Origin of the sequence: Epilithonimonas mollis (assembly GCF_900142325.1) — a bacterium.
Classification (GTDB): Bacteria; Bacteroidota; Bacteroidia; order Flavobacteriales; family Weeksellaceae; genus Epilithonimonas; species Epilithonimonas mollis.
The window spans coordinates 663,702-681,781 of sequence record NZ_FRAM01000002.1 but is presented as its reverse complement, the minus strand read 5'-3'; the positions used below and the strand labels follow the sequence as shown (position 1 = coordinate 681,781).

Genomic DNA, 18,080 nt, shown 5'->3' with positions numbered 1-18,080 from the left:
AAATTAATCGCAATTTAAGATTAAATTAAAAAAATGAAAAAAATACTTTTGGGAGTTGCTCTTTCTGTAGCTGTTTTACAAGGATGTAAGAAAGACAACAATGACGATGAGGAAGTTGTACAGCTGACTGTAGAGGAACAAAAAGATTATGATGATGCAGCCATAGTCGACTTTATGAATACCCATTATCTGGACAGCAAAGGTCTTATAGTTGCTTTTGATGACACAACAGACACGGACAACAATGAGAAAAAACTTTCTGATTACAATTTTGTTAAGTTGCCTTCCGGGGTGATCTATATCGTGAAGCCAGGCGCACAGCCTGACCCGGGAAAAGACATTGCGACAAATGATATCATCAGCATCATGCAGGCTACAAAAACTTACACCGCTTCTAAAGTGAATGATAAGTTCGTGCTCAATAATGAAGCAACTTTTGTGAATAACATCACCAATACAGGTGTTCCAAGTGTCGATCCGGCTTATTATTATGTTAAATCATCTGTTATCAAAAATTATAACGATGCCAATAAAACCAATGTCGGTAGAGATTTTTTTGAAATTGAAGGTTTAAAAGAAGCTTTGAAGTTTTTCAGATCCTACGACAATCTGGATTTCGCTTCAGATTATAATATGCAGGGTATCATCATCGTGCCTTCCAGAGCGGCTTACGGAAGAGATGATTCCATTTATGGAACGATATACGCTAACAGAAGCTTCGTTTTCAACTTCCAGCTTTACAATACAAAAACAAGGGCGATCCCATCGGAGGATTAAATTATAACTAAAATAAAAAAACGTGATTCATTCCTGAATCACGTTTTTTTATTTTAAATTCAGGGTTAAATCTTCGCTAAAAAATCTTCAAACCGAATGGCTTTTACAGAAACATTCCCATCATCCTGAATTTTATCCAAAACGATGATTTCGATATGATTGATCGATTTCTCATCAAATGGTTTCGAAACTCTGACATAGTTTTCCGTAAAACCATACATCATCCCGTTCTTATTTTCGTGCTCCCAAAGAACCGGAAGTTTTTTCCCTAACTGTGTTCTATAAAATTCCATTTTCTTTTTCTCAGAAAGGATCCGGAGCATTTTGTTCCGTCTTTTTCTTTCCGGGATTGGAACCGCATCATGCATTTCAGCAGCTTCTGTGTTCTCTCTTTCGGAATAGGTAAAAACGTGGAGATAGCTGATCGGCAAGTGGTTCAGGAAATTATAAGTTTCCATGAACAACGCTTCAGTTTCACCGGGAAATCCCACGATGATATCCACACCGATAGCGGCATCAGGCATCACTTCTCTGATTTTATTAATCCTGTCAAAATACAATTTTTTCAAATAACGGCGCTTCATTTTCTTCAGCAATTCATCACTCCCCGATTGAAGCGGAATATGAAAATGAGGAACAAAACTTTTGCTTTTAGAAACCAAATCGATGCTTTCGTCTTTCAGAAGATTCGGCTCTATCGAGGATATCCGGATTCGTTCAATGCCTTCCACTTTATCCAATTCGGAAATCAAATCTAAAAAGGTATGTTCGTGTTTTTTATTCCCAAATTCGCCTTTCCCGTAATCTCCGATATTAACACCTGTAAGAACAATCTCTTTGATATCTCTTGCCGCAATTTCCTTTGCATTACTAATAACATTCTCGATGGTATCGGAACGAGAAATGCCTCTCGCCAAAGGAATCGTGCAATAAGTACACTTATAATCACAGCCATCCTGAACTTTCAGGAAAGCCCTGGTTCTGTCGCCAATGGAATATGAACCCACGAAAAAATCGGCCTCATCGATCTCGCAGGAATGAATCTCTGCATAGCTTTCAGTTTTCTCCAAATCATCCAGATAACTCAGAATATTGAATTTTTCTTTCGCACCCAAAACCAAGTCTACACCTTCTATTGCCGAAATTTCTTCCGGCTTCAGTTGCGCATAACACCCGATAATCGCTACCAGTCCATCAGGATTAGCCTTCGCTGCACGCTTTACATGAAGCTTACATTCCTTATCTGCATTTTCCGTTACAGAACAGGTATTGATGATGTAGATCCGAGCCGGTTCATCAAAATTTACTTTTTGGTAGCCAGCATCTGTTAATGTTCGTGCAATAGTGGAAGTCTCTGCAAAGTTGAGTTTGCAGCCAAGTGTATGAAAAGCAACGGTTTTTGGTTGTGAATTAACATTTGACATAAGGCTGCAAAGTTATTAATAAAATCCAAATCATTCCAAATGAAGGATTTTTCCGAATTTAGAGTTAATTAACAAAAAAATCCGGCTATAAAACCGGATTCCATTATTTTGATTTTTTCTGTTTCGGGACTTTCATCCCTTCCTCTTTTGCCTCGGAAATCCCGATAGCAATAGCTTGTTTTCTGCTTGTGACTTTATCACCTGAACCGGACTTTAGTTTTCCTTCTTTGAATTCCTTCATTACTTTTCCAACTTTGTCCTGGGCTTTTTCAGAATACTTTTTAGTTGCCATTTTCAATCTTTTGACTTTGGAACTTCAACTGCCACTTCATACACTTTGGTATGCATCAGATATTTTGATCTCTCACGGGAAGTTATATTTTCAACTTCTCCCTTGTATAAAACAATAACTGCGTCTTCTTTGATTTGCCAGTCTGCGTCGGAAAAATATTTTTCATCAGGACTTTTTTCTGTTACTTCATTTCCCCTTTCTTTCAGCTTATCGGCAATCTCCTGAAAACCTTCATCTGCGGAATGCAGAATCGTGTAATCCGGCCCTGCCAATGCTTTGTAATATTTATTTTCCGCGAGAAGATTCTGTGAATCATCTTCTACAGGATTATCATTACCATCCAGAAAACCTACTTCCAATAATCTCCCATTTCTTTCTTCAGCAAATTTTCTTGCTTCATCAACCGAATAAAACCCTGTATAAACATTGGTATTTTCAAATTCATATTTTGTCAGTCTTTCTATGATATTCTCTGATTTCATAATTTATTTTTTTATGATTGATAACTAATTATCTGCCGGCACATTTTAATGGTGGCGGACACCTTTGTGATGATAACCCGTATTTTTAAAAGGCTGGTTTACAGAATTCATCTTCATATTATTTTGATAGGTATCGATATGCCTGTTGGCTTGTGAAAGAAGTTCGGGTGTTTCGAAATGCAGTTTTCTTCCGTTTTTGAAGATCTCTCCCTGCGAATCCCTGTACATCTCGTTTTCATTATAAGAATTGCCGTCAGGGGCAACGAAACTTTTCAGGTTATTCCTGTTTTTTCTCAAGAGATGGGTGATAAGAACCAAACTTCCTCCTGCAAAAAATCCTAATGCTACTTTTAAGCTGTTTTTCATAATTCCTTTTTATTTGATTATTGAAAAACAAAAGCTTTGCCAAATAGAATTTTAATACTTTTAAGAAAATTTAAAAATTCAGAGTTTAAATTTTCTTAAATTCAATTTTAATGATGAAACTGACATTTTGTCAAATATAAATATATCAAACTGACAGTCAGACTATAAAAATATTAAGGATACATTTTATTCACTATAGTCGCTTGGTTGAATCAGCAGCTTTATTTCGATTTTTATTAATGTATTTTTAAAATTGGTTAAACTTAGTTAAAACTGTAACACTAAGTTTTTAGTTCATACTAATTTAGCATTAAATTTGTCTAACAAAAATCTCAAAAAAGAAAAGAATATTAAAATGAAGAATACATTAAAAAAACTAATGCCTTTTGCATTGACCGGTATTATTTCCGGAGCAACGGTTTTCGGAGCGAGTCAATATTTCACTTCAGAAAATAACGGAGAAGATTTCTCTTACTTCACAAAAACATCCAAAAATTCTGCATTTGTAGGAATGGGCTCCGCCGTTGGGGATGACTTTGTAAAGGCTTCAAAAACAACAGTCCCTGCCGTTGTAACTATTAAGAACTATCAGGACAGGTCTTCGCAAAGAATGCCGGAAAATGACATGTTCGATTTTTTCTTCGGAAATCCATTTGGTGGCAATCAGCAGAGACAACAACAGCAACCGCCTAAAAACATGCCTTCCGGATTAGGTTCAGGCGTTATTATTTCTCCGGATGGTTACATCATCTCAAACAATCACGTTGTTGCTGGTGCCAATAAGTTGGAAGTGGTGCTTAGCAATAAAAAATCATATATCGCAACTCTTGTGGGTACAGACCCAAATACGGATATTTCCCTTCTTAAAATCGAGGAAAAAGGTTTACCTTACCTCAACTTTGCCAACTCGGATATGGTGGAAGTGGGACAATGGGTTTTAGCCGTTGGTAATCCGCTCGGTCTCAACTCCACTGTAACAGCCGGAATTGTCTCAGCAAAAGGCAGAAGCATTGACATCCTGAGCCAGCAATCCAGAACACCGATTGAGAGTTTCATCCAGACAGATGCGGCGATCAACCCGGGAAATAGTGGCGGTGCCTTGGTGAATGTGAATGGAGATTTGATTGGAATCAACACCGCAATCCAGTCTAAAACCGGATATTACGAAGGTTATGGATTCGCAGTTCCGTCTAACTTAGCCAGAAAAATTGTTGAAGATATCAAGAAATTTGGTTTGGTGCAGAGAGGTTTCCTTGGTGTTGGAAGTTTAGATTTGTCTAACGAAATGCAAGTTGCTGCCTACAATCAAAGAGAAAAGAAAAACCTAAAAGCCGGGGACGGAATATACGTTACAGAAATCACTAAAAAAAGTGGTGCTGAAGATGCAGGGATCCAAGTTGGCGATATCATTACAAAGATTGATAACACGGATATTACTGGATTCTCTGACCTTTCTCTTGCAATTGGAAGCAGAAGACCTGGCGATAAAGTGAACGTGACTTACACCAGAAACGGTAAAGTCAACAACGTGAATGTCACTCTGAAAGACCAGAAAGGTGGCACTTCTTCCAGAAGTAAAGATGATTTGACCGTGACTGAGAAAATCGGTTCCGAATTTGAACCTTTGAGCGAAAGAGTAAAAACAGATTATGGATTGGAAAGCGGCGTGATTGCAAAGAATGTTATCGAAGGAAGCGAGATGGATAAAATTGGCGTGGTAGATAATTACATCGTAATGGAAATCAACGGAAAGCCTGTTAACTCCCAGAAAGATGTTGAGAAAATCCTTAATAATTACAAAGGAAATGTACAGGTAAAATATGTAGACAGCTACGGAAGAATCACGACGAGAGGTTTTAAATTGCAGTAGTAACTGCAATTTAAAAATATAAACTTTGAAAGCCATTCTTTACGGATGGCTTTCTTTTTTGAATAAATTTGCAATTCTGAATTAACCTGTGAAACTTTTCAACTATTATATCAACACCTTCAAAGGGCTTTCCAACGAAGCCTGGATGCTGTCTATTGTGATGCTCATAAACCGATCCGGCTCTATGGTGTTACCGTTTTTGGGTGTTTATATGACAGATCATCTGAAGTTTTCTTTGGAGAATGCCGGGATTGTTTTGAGTTTTTACGGGATTGGCTCTGTGATCGGTTCCTGGCTGGGTGGTTTTCTGACGGATAAATTCGGGGAATATTATATCCAGACCTGGAGCCTGTTTCTAAGCGCACCGATATTCCTCATAATTCCACTGTTTCCAAATGTAGAAATGATGGCTGTCCTGATATTTCTTCAAAGTACCATCAGTGATACGTTTCGACCTGCGAATTCGGTGGCCATAACGAAATACGCCAGACCTGAAAATCTAACCAAAGCTTTTTCACTCAACAGAATGGCCATCAATCTTGGTTTTTCTATTGGGCCAGCTTTGGGTGGAATCTTATCGGGAATTTCTTATAATTTTCTTTTCGTTGTGAATTTTACCGGGGCGATGATTGCAGGAATTATCTATGTCATATTCTTCAGAAAACGTAATAAAATCTTCCGTGAGAGAAAGAAAGCAGAAAGAAATCAAATTGTGAAGATAGCCGGAAAATCACCTTACAAAGATTATCCGTTTTTGCTTTACAGCGTTTTGTGTACCGTATTTGCAATTTGTTTTTTCCAGTTTTTTAATACGATTCCGTTGTTTTATAAAGATGTTGCAAAATTGAGTCAAAGCACCATTGGATTTATTCTAGGTTACAGCGGATTTATTATTGTGTTGATGGAAATGCCTCTGGTTAGTATTGCAGAAAGAACGCTGAAGATTTCCCAGACATTATTCGTCGGGATTATTCTGTGTGGCCTGGCCTATCTGGCTTTAGTATTCGGAAGCAGTATTTCACTCCTTGTTTTTTCAATGACCGTTTTATCTGTAGGAGAAATATTAGCACTTCCTTTTATGTCTACAGTAACAGCAAAACGATCCGAAGGTAAAAATAAAGGTGCTTATATGGGTCTGAATGGAATTGCGTTTTCCTTATCTTTTATTGTGACACCATATCTTGGGACTTATGTGGTGAGCCATTTTGGGTTTGATAGTTTATGGATTGGGTCGTTTGCAGTGTTGGCGTTGTCGGCAGTTTTGATTTATATTGTTGTTAAGAAAATGATTCCGATGCGGTAAATGATCTTCATTAAATAAAGCCTTCGACTCCGCTCAGACTGACATTTCTAAAAACCAATTTAACATTCCAGATGTCACACTGAGCGGAGTCAAAGTGTTTTTGGAATCCTCAATTCAATACCAATCGTGTTTTTATACTGAATCTGCAACCCGACTTGAGTGGAGCTCTTTTTGTCATTGCAATTGTATAATTGTTCTATTGATTACTTAACGTCGTTCGCAATGAGAAAAAAGCGGGAACGGAAGGCGGAAAAGTTGCCAAATAATTAATTTCTGAGCAATGCGATAAAAAAACTATTTTTGTTCCACTCAAATCTGAACAATGAATCCTGGAACAGTTTTATTATTATTCGTTTTTGCCTATTTTATCGGGCTTTTGGTCATCTCGTATTTTACAAGCCGCAACTCGGACAACCAGTCTTTTTTCATCGGCAACAAGAAGAGCAAATGGTGGCTGGTGGCGTTTGGGATGATTGGAACATCGCTTTCCGGCGTTACTTTTATTTCGGTTCCGGGAACGGTTGGGAAGTTTTTGGGTGGCGAAAATCCGTTTGGCGGTTTCGAATATTATATGATGGTGATTGGGTTTTTCATCGGCTACTTCATTGTGGCTGGCGTTCTGCTCCCACTTTATTACCGGATGAATCTGACTTCGATTTATACTTATCTGGGAAAAAGATTTAATGTAGAAGCGCATAAAATTGGATCTACTTTCTTTATCATTTCCCGGGCAATAGGCGCTACTGCAAGATTATATCTGGTGGTCAACATTTTGCAGATTTTTCTGCTGGAAAATCTTGGTGTTCCGTTTTGGGTAACAGCTTTTGTGCTGCTTCTGATGATTCTGCTTTACACGTTCGAAGGTGGTGTGAAAACGATTGTGATTACCGATACTTTGCAGACTTCTTTTATGATTATCAGTCTGTTTGCTTGTATTTTTTATATTTTGTCCAATCTTAATTTGTCATTTGGCGAGGCATTCACGATTCTGGAACAGAAACAATACACGCATTTCATCAATACCGACGTTAATTCCAAGACTTTTTTCCTGAAAACCATTTTGGGCGGGATGTTTATTACCATTGCGATGACAGGTCTGGATCAAGAAATGATGCAGAAAAATATCTCTGTTGATAACCTGAAAAACTCGAAAAAAAATATGCTGACCTTTGCCGGAACATTGCTTTTTGTGAATCTGGCGTTCCTGTTTTTGGGTGGTTTGCTATATCTTTTTGCGATGCAACACGGTGCAGATTATGGCCATATTTCTACAATTGTAGATGGAAAAGAAGTGGTTACCAATACTTTTGGTTTCAAGGATTCGGCTGGTGAAATCAAAAATATAATGGGCGATGACCTCTTCCCAGCATTGTCTCTCAATCATTTTCCTATGGCTATTTCTGTGATTTTCATCATCGGGTTGATTTCTGCCTTGTTTCCGTCTGCAGATGGCGCACTGACAGCTGTTACCAGTTCTTATTGTGTCGATTTGCTGAACCTGAACGAGGATAAAAACAAAACCGAAAAAGAGAAAAAGAGTCTCAGAATGAAAGTTCATCTGGCATTTACAGTGATTTTCTTTGTTTTGATAATGGTTTTCAAGGCATTGAATGACAAATCCATTGTTTACCTGATAATGGAAATTGCGGGTTATACTTATGGGCCGCTGTTGGGATTATTTGCATTTGGTATCTTGACGAAATATCAAATCACGAAGAAATACACGATTTTGGCGGTGACAATTTTAGCACCGATTGCGACTTACCTCATCAATTATTGGGTGACCAATCACACCGATTACAAAATTGGTGTGGAACTGATTATCCTGAATGGATTTTTGACTTTTGTTGGGTTGTGGATGGTGAAGGCGAAGGGTTTGAAATTAATCCAATGAAAACGCACACCACCAATTACACCAACACCTTGATAGAAATTGCGGAAGATTCTCCGGTTTCTGCATCGGTGATTCCGGTGGTGAAAAATGATAAAAAGACGATTGCCAATTATCAATATGAGAAACTTTCCAAGCATCCCCTGAAATATACTTCCGACGAATTGTTATTCGAAATCTTTGCGGAACGCAATGATATTTCTTCCTCGGAATTGGAAGAAGAGCAACAGAAGTTTTTCTCCAAAGGTCAGCCTTGTTTGCGAACATCACCTTTGGCTAAGAAAAATGGATTTGGAATTTTCCATAATCTTAATTCTAAAGTCAAATTGATTCCTGTGGAGTCTGAAGAATATCGGGAATTGTTGAATGATGATACTGTGAAGAAAGTTAAAGCGATGAGGTTTAAGAAGTGATTTCTGGAGAGTTTACTTTCATCAAGCTTAAGATAAACCTCGCCTCAGCCAGACAATGTTTAAAGTCTTCGACTCCGCTCAGACTGACACCGATTATCATTTAGTATTAGAAATGCCACACTGAGCGGAGTCGAAGTGTTTTTACTAAAATTTATGAAATGACCTACAATTTTAAAATCAATTCCGACCAAGAAATCTCTCAGTTATTCAAACAAAACAATTGTTCTGATTTTCATTCAGCTTCGGAATTTGTCCGAAATTTGCCTTACCGAAGAAATCTCAATAAAGATAATCTTGCAACAGTCTTCATTGATGAATGTGGAACTTGCAGCACAAAACACGCCGTTTTGAAAACATTAGCAGAAGAAAATCATCAACCCAATTTCAAATTGATTCTCGGTATTTTCAAAATGAACGGAAACAATACACCAAAAATAAAATCGGTTTTAGAAATGTATAACCTTCATTACATTCCGGAAGCGCATAATTATCTTAAATTCAATAATCAGATTCTGGATTTCACAAAAAGAAATTCTTCAGAAAATGATTTTATTGATGATCTTCTGGAAGAAATAGAAATACAAGCTCACCAAATCAACCAATTTAAAATTAAGTTTCATAAAAATTATCTCAGAAAATGGCTTGCAGAAAATTCTCAAATTCTATATTCTTTGGACGAATTATGGGAAATCCGTGAACAATGTATTGAAGCCTTGAGTTAGATTCTATGAATCATACGTAATGGATTAATCAATCTGCAAGGCACCATTCTTGCTACAAAAAAGCTTTATTATTGCTTTATGAAAAAGTTTTTTGCGTTCTCATTCTTTATGATTTCAGTTCTTTTGTTAAGTCAGGAAAACCGTCCGGTTCTGGATATTATGCTGACGAATTATGACTATCCTTATGACGTTCATTTTCTGAATTTCAAAAGCCAAAACCAGGATCTGAAAATGGCGTATATGGACATCCAACCAGAAAAACCTAACAGAAAAACGGTTGTCCTGCTTCACGGGAAAAACTTCAACGGTGCTTACTGGAAAACCACGATTCAGACTCTGACCAAAGAAGGTTATCGAGTAATTGTTCCAGACCAAATCGGATTTGGTAAATCATCAAAGCCAATGGGATATCAGTTCACCTTCCAGCAATTGGCTCAAAATACGAAGGCTGTTTTGGATGAATTGAAAATCGATAAAATATATCTTCTCGGACATTCGATGGGCGGAATGCTGGCGACAAGATTTGCATTGATGTATCCTGAAATGGTGGAGAAATTAATCCTTGAAAATCCAATCGGGCTGGAAGATTGGAAATTGGTTGCGCCGTACACTTCTATCGACAAGAATTATCAAACCGAACTGAAAGCCGATTACGAATCCACCAAAAAATATCAAAACGGATTTTATTACGACAACCAATGGAAACCCGAATATGACGAATGGGTTTATCTTTTAACGGGCTGGACAAAAGCACCGGATTATCCAAAAGTCGCTCTGGTGAACGCAAAAACTTCTGATATGATCTTCACACAACCTGTGGTTTATGAATTTCAAAATCTGAATGTGCCGACATTATTAATCATCGGAACGAGAGACAGGACAGCGATTGGAAAAGCCAATGTGAAAGATAAAAAAGTGGCTGAATCGATGGGAAGATACGATCTGCTTGGCAAAGCGACTCAACAAAAAATAAATGGATCCAAGTTGGTAGAACTGGACAATGTCGGGCATTTACCTCACATCGAAGTTTTTGACCGATTCATCCAACCGTTAAAAGAATTTTTAAAATAATGAGCGACATTTCTTTAAGCCCAGAATCTCAACTTTCCAAATCTCAGGTTCTCGGAATGGCTGTTGTTGCTGGAATTTGTGTTTCAAATATCTACTATGCGCAACCGATTTTGCATCAGATTGCAGAAACTTTCAAAGTCACAGAAAGCAAAATGGGAATTATGGTCGGCTTGGGACAAGTTGGTTACGGTGCTGGTTTACTGACTTTAGTTCCATTGGGCGACAAAGTCAATCGTAAAAAACTGATCCTGATTTTGCTGGCCATATTATTCTGTATTCTCGCAGGAATCGGAATGGTTTCCAATTACTATTTCATTTTTCTATTCAGCTTACTCTTGGGTTTAACAGCCGTAGCTGCACAGGTCATTTTACCAATGGCTGCCGAATTATCTGGCAATGAAAAAGGGAAAAATGTAGGAATTATCTTCACCGGAATTTTGGTCGGCATCTTGATGGCGAGGGTTTTCAGCGGTTATATTTCCGAATGGAGCAACTGGAAAATGGTGTATTATATTTCCGCAGGATTCACGATTTTGTGTTTAGCTTTCGTTTATTTTAAATTACCAAGCGTTCAACCAACGTTTAGCGAATCTTACTTAAAATTAATTTCATCGTCCTTTTATCAGTTAAAACGATTTCCTCAGCTCAGATTGTATGCTTTGATGGGAGGAATTGCCTTCTCCATTTTTTGCTCGTTCTGGACAACTCTAACCTTTCTCCTGATTGAAAAACCTTACAATTATAGTTCTGATACCATCGGACTTTTCGGGATGTTGGGAATTGCTGGTGCTTTGATTGCTCCGATGATCGGAAAAGCTTCTGATAAAGGCGGTTCTAATAAAACACAGTTGATTGCGAGTGTCATTTTACTGGCGGGTTCGGTTAGTATCTATCTTTTTCCTGGCTATTTGCTTTCAATCATTCTGGCAGTGATTTGCATCGATGTCGGCGTTCAATCCATTCAGGTGACAAATGTGGCGCTGATTTACAGACTAGACCAGAAAGCAAACAGCCGGATCAACACCATTTATATGACGTCTTATTTTGCAGGTGGCGCTTTGGGAACTTTCATCGGTTTGAGATGCTGGGAAATGGGTGGATGGAATTATGTTGGAATTCAGCTTGTTGTGTTTAGTTTAATTGTATTTTTGATGAATATATTTAAAACAGTAAAATCAAATTAATAAAAAGAAAATATGAAACTTTCAATCTCACTAATGGCGTTATTTTTAGGATTAAATCTTACAATGGCACAAAAACTAAAACCTGTTGCCTACAAAGACGGCGAACAAAAACTGAACGGACTCGTGACTTCCAATGCAGGAAAAAAACTGCCTGGAGTTTTGATTCTTCCCGCCTGGAAAGGCATTGACGACGAAGCGAAAAACGCTGCCTTGGAATTAGAGAAACAAGGTTACATTGCTTTTGTTGCGGACATTTATGGTGAAGGCAATATTCCGGCAGACAATGGCGCAGCGGCTAAAATCGCAGGAAAATACAAGCAAGACTACAAAGCTTATCAGCAAAGGATCTCTGTGGCTTTGGAAGAACTGAAAAAGCAAGGTGCAAATATTGATAAAATTGCGGTTATCGGTTACTGTTTTGGCGGGACGGGCGCATTGGAAACGGCAAGAGCTGGCTTTCCAGTTGCAGGCGTCATTTCCATCCACGGTGGTCTGGCAAAAGGAAATGACCGACTGAATGTTCCTATCAAAACTAAAGTTTTAGTGGAGAACCCCGCTGATGACGAAAGTGTAAAACCTGAAGACATGACCAATCTGATCGCTGAACTAAAAGCCGGCAAAACAGATTTCCAGATCATCACATATGCCAATTCCAAACATACTTTTACAAGTCCCGAATCTCCGGATTACAATGAAGTAATGGCGAAGCGTGCTTGGAACCACACTTTGATGTTCCTGAAAGAAATACTTAAGTAGGAACTAGACTTTTAGATATTAAAAAGACAGCCTTTTGCGCTGTCTTTTTTTATTTTTTGATGAGCAATGAAACAATATCCTGCAGAACTTTCTGCGAAACGAAATGCATAAAATCAGTTCGTTCCAAATGTGGGAGAAATAATTTAGACGTTACTTCTTCTTCGCCAATTCTAATCGTATAGTATACCGTTCCGATATCTTTTCCATCTTCGCCTTTGCCCGGACCAGCAACGCCTGTGGTAGAAACTGAGATGTCTGTTTTGAATAAAGCCTGGCAGCCAACCGCCATTTCAGAAGCAACCTGCTCACTCACAACCGTAAATTCTTCAACCGTTTCTGGATTGACATTCAGAATATCAATTTTTTTGTCGGTGGCATAAGTCACGATTCCGCCAAAGAAATATTTTGAACTTCCTGCAACCGATGTTATCAAATGGGCCAATTCTCCACCTGTACAACTTTCGGAAACGGACAAAGTCAGTTTTTTATCGATGAGCAATCCGCTTAGGATTTTTTCGATTTTATCCTCGTGCGTTGCGACGATATTCTCACCAATTAAAGGAAACAATTTCGTGATTTCGTTCTCTAAAGATTGATTCAGCATTTCCTGTGAACTGCCGGAAGCAGTTAATCTCAGTTTAACTCTGGTCCCAACAGGCAGATAAGACAAACTGATATGCTCCGGCAACGCCAGTTCCCAGTCTTCAATCGTCTCAGACAAAATACTTTCCGGGATATTGACCACGGAAACAATTCTGGAAACGATGTGTTGCAATTCCAGCTTCTCCTGCAAAAAAGGAATTATCTGGTCTTTCAGAAACGGCTTCACTTCGAAGGGAACCCCCGGCAAACTGAAACAATATTTGCCGTTTTTCTCCACCATCATACAAGGCGCAGTCCCGAAATAATTCATAAAAACACTCGCTTTTGACAAGACAACAGCCTGTTCTTTGTTATGTTCCAGAATCCAAAGCCGGTCTCTTTTTTCGAGGTATGCACGAAGATGTTCATACACTTCATCAGAGAATATCAAGTCATCCTGGAAGAACTTAGCATAAGCTTTTTTGGTAATATCATCTTTTGTCGGGCCCAATCCACCAGTGGTGAAAACCACATCAGCCATCTCCAAAGCTTTTCCCAAAGTTGAAACGATCGCTTGTTCATCATCAGGAATTGTAAAAACCGAAAGCACTTTGATACCGATATCTTTCAATTGTGTTGCTATGAAATTGGAATTGGTATCAACGGTATTCCCCGAAAGAATCTCGTCGCCGATGGTGATTAAAACTGCTGTTTTCATAGAGACAAATTTCGGTAATAATTTATATTTTCAACCACATAGATATATAGTTTTTTTGATGACATCATTGTTGTACAATTAAAAATACAGACGAATCGAATAACTGAATGTTTATAGGATAAAACAACAGGTCGCTCCTCCGGAGCTTTGCTTCCAGCAGCTTAATTTTACTATTAACAATAGATATCTCTGAGACCAGATACAGCTCCGGCAGGGGGCAAAACTGCCAGCAGCCAAGATTTGTTTAAGGAATTAAAGCTCCGTAGGAGCGACCTTTTGCTTATATATATGTTCATCGGATCATAAGAGATTAAACAGAGAAGGGAATTACTATTTTTACTTTTAAAAATTAATTTGTCTCTATGTGCCTATGTTGTTTTATTTTATCTTTGATTAAAATTGAGGAATGAAGTCATCTTTCTGGAACAACTACAGCAACATTATCCTGCTACTTATCGGGATTTTCATCGGAAGTCTCGTCGGGATTTTCGCACCGGATTTTGTCACTTACCTGAAGCCGATTGGCGATATTTTCCTCAACCTGCTTTTTGTGACGGTAATTCCGCTCGTATTCTTTGCGATTGTTTCCGCCATTTCGGGCATCGAACAGCAGAATCAATTGGGCAAAATCATCGCAACAATGGTTCTGACCTTCCTCTGTTTCATCCTGATTTCTGCCACGTTCTGCATCATTTTAGTGTACTTCTTCCCTACAGAAACGCCGAAAAACATCAGCGAAGCCATCTCAGAAAATATCCAGAATAGCGCAAGCATCAATGACCAGATTGTAGGATTCTTCACGGTCAGCGAGTTCTATCACTTATTCTCCCGGCAGAATATGCTCGCCTTGCTGGTCTTCTCCTTTTTAGTCGGGATCTCCATCAGAAAATCCGGCGAGACGGGAAAAGCCTTTCAAAACTTCATCCTGTCCGGAAATGAGGTGATGAAGCAGCTTTTGCTATTGATCATGAAAGTCGCACCTGTTGGATTGGGTGCCTATTTTGCCTACCAGGTCGGCACCATCGGACCTCAGCTTTTCGGATTTTACGCCAAACCTTTGGGACTGTATTACATCGCCGGAACCATTTATTTCATTGTGTTTTTCAGTCTTTACGCTTTTGTCTGGAAAGGCAGAACAGGCATAAAAGCTTTTTGGAAAGAAAGTCTCTTGCCCACGGCAACCGCCATCAGCACGTGTAGCAGTCTCGCCACAATGCCCGTCGCCATAGAGTCTGCGAAGCGAATGGGCGTTCCCGCTTCTATCGCCAACGTTGTGATTCCGATTGGAACTACCATTCACAAGAATGGCTCGTCCATTTCTTCAATCATAAAGATCTATGTTGCATTTCAATTGCTCGGCTGGAATTTTTTCGAACCGATGAACCTCATAATGGCACTCGGAATCACCGTTTTCGTAAGTGCCGTCGCCGGCGGAATCCCGAATGGCGGTTATATCGGCGAAATGCTGATGATTTCGGTTTACAAAATCCCGCCCGATGTGGTTCCCGCAGTCATCATCATCGGCACTTTGGTAGATCCGCTGGCGACCGTCCTCAATTCCGTCGGCAACATTCTCGCCAGTATGATGGTCTCTAAATTTGTGAAAGTAGAACCTCTTTAGTTCAGGAGCCTGATCCCGCTGTCCACTGTATCTTTTTTGTTTTGTGACCATAAGTCAATCTTATAGACCTGTGAAGAGAAAACAAAAAAGGATGCCGTTCCCATCGGGGCTAGTTAGCTATTCTTCGCTGACTGATCGAATCAAAATCATATCCCGCGCTGTTTCCGAAAAAAACCTGCGCAGCTTTTGGGTAAAAGCTGCGCAGGTTTGGTGTAACTCTTGCGCAGGAGTTGGGCAAAACCTGCGCAGGTTTTTTTAGTTACTTACTCTTGCTGAAAGTAGCCGTTTTTAAAATATCACTGATACGCTTGCCAGGACGGTAATTAACCTTTGCACCTTTGATCAAACTTGCATTGAATTCTTTTTCACTATCAGCTGCTCCACTGCTGAGGCTTGGATAAAAACTTCCCAGTTTGTCCAGCCTTATAATTTTGCCACTGGCCAATCCTTTCTGGATTTCATTCTCCACCGCAATGATTACGCCTCTGATATCTGCCTCACTCAGGGAAGAGAATTTTTCAATTTCTTTCACCAGGTCATCAATGGTCATTTCGCCATCTGTTTTTACCTGTGCATACCATTTCTTTTTACCACCGCCAGCTACGCCTGGCTCACCGCGTTCGATTACTGAATACTTAATTGACATTTATATTTTTTTTATTAATAAAGCAAACCTAAAAAATAAATCAATACAAAAAGCACTTGTAGATAAATATCTACAAGCCATTTTACTTTAACAGTATCAAAACGACCGTTCGAATACAAATTGTACTTATATTCATTCACTCCGCTTTACAGGCTCCAGATTCTGTAATTCCTCCGGTGTAAACAATCGGTAATGGACTTTGAAGGTTTTGCCCAGAGGTGTTTCCAGGGAAAACCCGCCTGGTCCCCAACCGTCCAGAACATCCAGCTCAAAATGTGAATATTTCCAATATTCGAAAAGGTCGCGGTCTATCCAGAACTCATGCCCATTGATGGTTCCGATCATGGCGTCATTCATCCTCGGGAAGTAACCACCCTTCTCAAAACATTGCGGTTGCGTACCTTCGCAACAGCCTCCCGCCTGGTAAAACATCAGGCCGCCATGCTTTTTCTCCAGCTCCCATATCACTTCCAGTGCTTTTTCTGTTACGGAAAGTCTTGAGATATTATCCTTAATTTCCATATTTTTTTCTTAAAAATTAATCCTTAATTTTCATAAATATCTTTTGAACACAAATGTCTCAAAGCATTTTGTTGACAATAACCGTGCATAATTTTAAGTTCACAAAGGCGTAAAACCTAAACAATGACACAATCCTGTCAATACGAAGTAGCATTGTGAATTTAATAAATTTAAAACTTTGTGGACTTGGTGTTCAGATAAAACAACTTTAGCTTAAAAACCCGACAAATAAATCTGTCGGGCTTAACACACTATAAATAACAATAATTAATCCTGTCCGGCGATCTCCAGAACGATACGTCCATCTATCTGTCCCTTTTTCATTTTATCAAATACCTCGTTGATATCTTCCAGCTTTGCAGAGGTCACGGTTGCTTTCACCAAACCTTCGTTCGCAAAATCGAGCGCTTCCTGCAGGTCTTTTCTGGTCCCGACGATAGAACCTCTCACGGTAATCCTCTTGAGCACCGTGTCGAAAATCGGCAACGGGAAAGAACCTGGCGGAAGGCCATTCAGTGCGATTGTACCTTTTCTTCTGAGAACATCGATCCCCTGTTTGAAAGCAATTGGAGAAACAGCGGTAATCAGCGCACCATGCATTCCTCCGACCTCCTTGTGAAGGTATTCTCCGGGGTCGGTTTCTTTTGCATTCACGACCAAATCTGCACCCAGTTTCTTAGCCAATTCCAATTTATCATCTGCAACATCTATCGCTGCAACGTGCATGCCCATAGCTTTTGCATACTGAACAGCTACGTGTCCTAACCCTCCGATTCCGGAAATGGCCACCCATTCGCCCGGTCTTGTTTCGGTTTCTTTCAGACCTTTGTAAACTGTTACTCCTGCACAAAGAATCGGTGCGATCTCCAGGAAGTTGACATTCGGTTTCAGATGACCGACATATCTGGAATCAGCGATCACATATTCTGCAAATCCGCCATCTACGCTGTAACCTCCGTTTTTCTGAGCTTCGCACAATGTTTCCCAACCCGTGATACAATAATCACAGCACCCACACGCCGAATATAACCAGGGAACACCTACAGCATCACCTTCCTTTACCATTGCATCCGGTCCGCAAGCTACTACAATGCCGACACCTTCATGTCCCGGAATCAATGGCATTTTTGGTTTTGCCGGCCAGTCTCCGTCCACAGCATGTAAGTCGGTATGGCAGACGCCACAAGCTATTACTTTTACTAATACTTCGTATCTGCCCGGTGTTTTTACCGGAACTTCCATAATTTTCAATGGCTCGCCGTATCCTTGTACAACTGCCGCTTTCATTGTTTTTGGAATCATAGTTCAATTTTTTTTAATTAACAGTCCGCTCTCCTACGGAGCTTGATGACGTTGCTGAATTCGTCTTCTATTAACAGCTCGCTCCTACGGAGCTTGCATCATTTTCTGTTAATGACAAAGCATTATCAGGAAGATGTA

General features: G+C 39.4%; 18 protein-coding genes. 10 read left to right on the top strand and 8 right to left on the bottom strand.

The genetic code is table 11. The annotated features are described in order from the left end of the window. Window positions 1-33: 33 nt before the first annotated feature. On the top strand, window positions 34-777 hold the full coding sequence (locus BUA97_RS10640; protein ID WP_072997831.1) for a hypothetical protein: 744 nt from the start codon (window positions 34-36) through the stop codon (window positions 775-777). Between the two features lie 65 nt (window positions 778-842). Here the strand turns inward: BUA97_RS10640 and mtaB are convergent, their stop codons facing one another. From mtaB to BUA97_RS10620, 4 genes are all read right to left on the bottom strand, one after another. Then, complete coding sequence (gene mtaB / locus BUA97_RS10635; RefSeq protein ID WP_072997829.1) at window positions 843-2,201, bottom strand: tRNA (N(6)-L-threonylcarbamoyladenosine(37)-C(2))-methylthiotransferase MtaB; 1,359 nt, start codon at window positions 2,199-2,201, stop codon at window positions 843-845. Window positions 2,202-2,304: 103 nt separating this feature from the next. Beyond that, entirely contained in the window at window positions 2,305-2,493 is a 189-nt protein-coding gene (locus BUA97_RS10630; RefSeq protein WP_072997827.1) for a DUF6496 domain-containing protein, read from the bottom strand. A 2-nt stretch (window positions 2,494-2,495) separates the two neighbouring features. Next, window positions 2,496-2,975, bottom strand: a complete 480-nt coding sequence (locus BUA97_RS10625; RefSeq protein ID WP_072997824.1) for a hypothetical protein — start codon at window positions 2,973-2,975, stop codon at window positions 2,496-2,498. Between the two features lie 45 nt (window positions 2,976-3,020). Continuing rightward, entirely contained in the window at window positions 3,021-3,341 is a 321-nt protein-coding gene (locus tag BUA97_RS10620; RefSeq protein ID WP_072997822.1) for a hypothetical protein, read from the bottom strand. 355 nt (window positions 3,342-3,696) lie between these two features. Between BUA97_RS10620 and BUA97_RS10615 the strand changes: the two genes are divergently transcribed. From BUA97_RS10615 to BUA97_RS10580, 8 genes are all read left to right on the top strand, one after another. After that, on the top strand, window positions 3,697-5,211 hold the full coding sequence (locus BUA97_RS10615) for a trypsin-like peptidase domain-containing protein (RefSeq protein ID WP_072998597.1): 1,515 nt from the start codon (window positions 3,697-3,699) through the stop codon (window positions 5,209-5,211). A gap of 145 nt (window positions 5,212-5,356) precedes the next feature. After that, window positions 5,357-6,514, top strand: a complete 1,158-nt coding sequence (locus tag BUA97_RS10610; RefSeq protein WP_072998595.1) for an MFS transporter — start codon at window positions 5,357-5,359, stop codon at window positions 6,512-6,514. A gap of 322 nt (window positions 6,515-6,836) precedes the next feature. Further along, entirely contained in the window at window positions 6,837-8,408 is a 1,572-nt protein-coding gene (locus BUA97_RS10605) for a sodium:solute symporter (RefSeq protein ID WP_072997820.1), read from the top strand. After that, window positions 8,405-8,818: a DUF6157 family protein gene (locus BUA97_RS10600; protein ID WP_072997818.1), complete on the top strand. Its 414-nt coding sequence runs from the start codon at window positions 8,405-8,407 to the stop codon at window positions 8,816-8,818. The genes BUA97_RS10605 and BUA97_RS10600 overlap by 4 nt, the downstream gene beginning before the upstream one ends. Before the next feature lie 158 nt (window positions 8,819-8,976). Continuing rightward, window positions 8,977-9,540 carry a hypothetical protein gene (locus tag BUA97_RS10595; RefSeq protein ID WP_072997816.1) on the top strand — a complete coding sequence of 188 codons (564 nt, stop codon included), beginning with the start codon at window positions 8,977-8,979 and terminating at the stop codon, window positions 9,538-9,540. 78 nt (window positions 9,541-9,618) lie between these two features. Further along, complete coding sequence (locus tag BUA97_RS10590) at window positions 9,619-10,611, top strand: alpha/beta fold hydrolase (protein WP_072997814.1); 993 nt, start codon at window positions 9,619-9,621, stop codon at window positions 10,609-10,611. Continuing rightward, entirely contained in the window at window positions 10,611-11,795 is a 1,185-nt protein-coding gene (locus BUA97_RS10585) for an MFS transporter (RefSeq protein WP_072997812.1), read from the top strand. The genes BUA97_RS10590 and BUA97_RS10585 overlap by 1 nt, the downstream gene beginning before the upstream one ends. A gap of 12 nt (window positions 11,796-11,807) precedes the next feature. Then, window positions 11,808-12,551, top strand: a complete 744-nt coding sequence (locus tag BUA97_RS10580) for a dienelactone hydrolase family protein (protein ID WP_072997810.1) — start codon at window positions 11,808-11,810, stop codon at window positions 12,549-12,551. 49 nt (window positions 12,552-12,600) lie between these two features. On the opposite strand, the gene BUA97_RS10575 is transcribed toward BUA97_RS10580, so the two are convergent. Beyond that, the gene (locus BUA97_RS10575) at window positions 12,601-13,851 is read right to left on the bottom strand and encodes a CinA family nicotinamide mononucleotide deamidase-related protein (protein WP_072997808.1); all 1,251 of its coding nucleotides are present in this window, start codon (window positions 13,849-13,851) and stop codon (window positions 12,601-12,603) included. A gap of 406 nt (window positions 13,852-14,257) precedes the next feature. Here BUA97_RS10575 and BUA97_RS10570 point away from each other — a divergent pair, with 406 nt between their 5' ends. Continuing rightward, entirely contained in the window at window positions 14,258-15,472 is a 1,215-nt protein-coding gene (locus BUA97_RS10570) for a dicarboxylate/amino acid:cation symporter (RefSeq protein WP_072997806.1), read from the top strand. A 259-nt stretch (window positions 15,473-15,731) separates the two neighbouring features. Here BUA97_RS10570 and BUA97_RS10565 read toward each other — a convergent pair whose 3' ends face one another. The 3 genes from BUA97_RS10565 to adhP all read right to left on the bottom strand — a co-directional run bounded on the left by BUA97_RS10565 (window position 15,732) and on the right by adhP (window position 17,942). After that, on the bottom strand, window positions 15,732-16,118 hold the full coding sequence (locus BUA97_RS10565) for an HU family DNA-binding protein (protein WP_072997804.1): 387 nt from the start codon (window positions 16,116-16,118) through the stop codon (window positions 15,732-15,734). Between the two features lie 132 nt (window positions 16,119-16,250). Continuing rightward, complete coding sequence (locus BUA97_RS10560) at window positions 16,251-16,640, bottom strand: DUF779 domain-containing protein (protein ID WP_072997802.1); 390 nt, start codon at window positions 16,638-16,640, stop codon at window positions 16,251-16,253. A gap of 267 nt (window positions 16,641-16,907) precedes the next feature. After that, window positions 16,908-17,942 (bottom strand): alcohol dehydrogenase AdhP, encoded by a 1,035-nt coding sequence (gene adhP / locus BUA97_RS10555; RefSeq protein WP_072997800.1) that lies wholly within the window; start codon window positions 17,940-17,942, stop codon window positions 16,908-16,910. Between the last annotated feature and the right edge of the window lie 138 nt (window positions 17,943-18,080).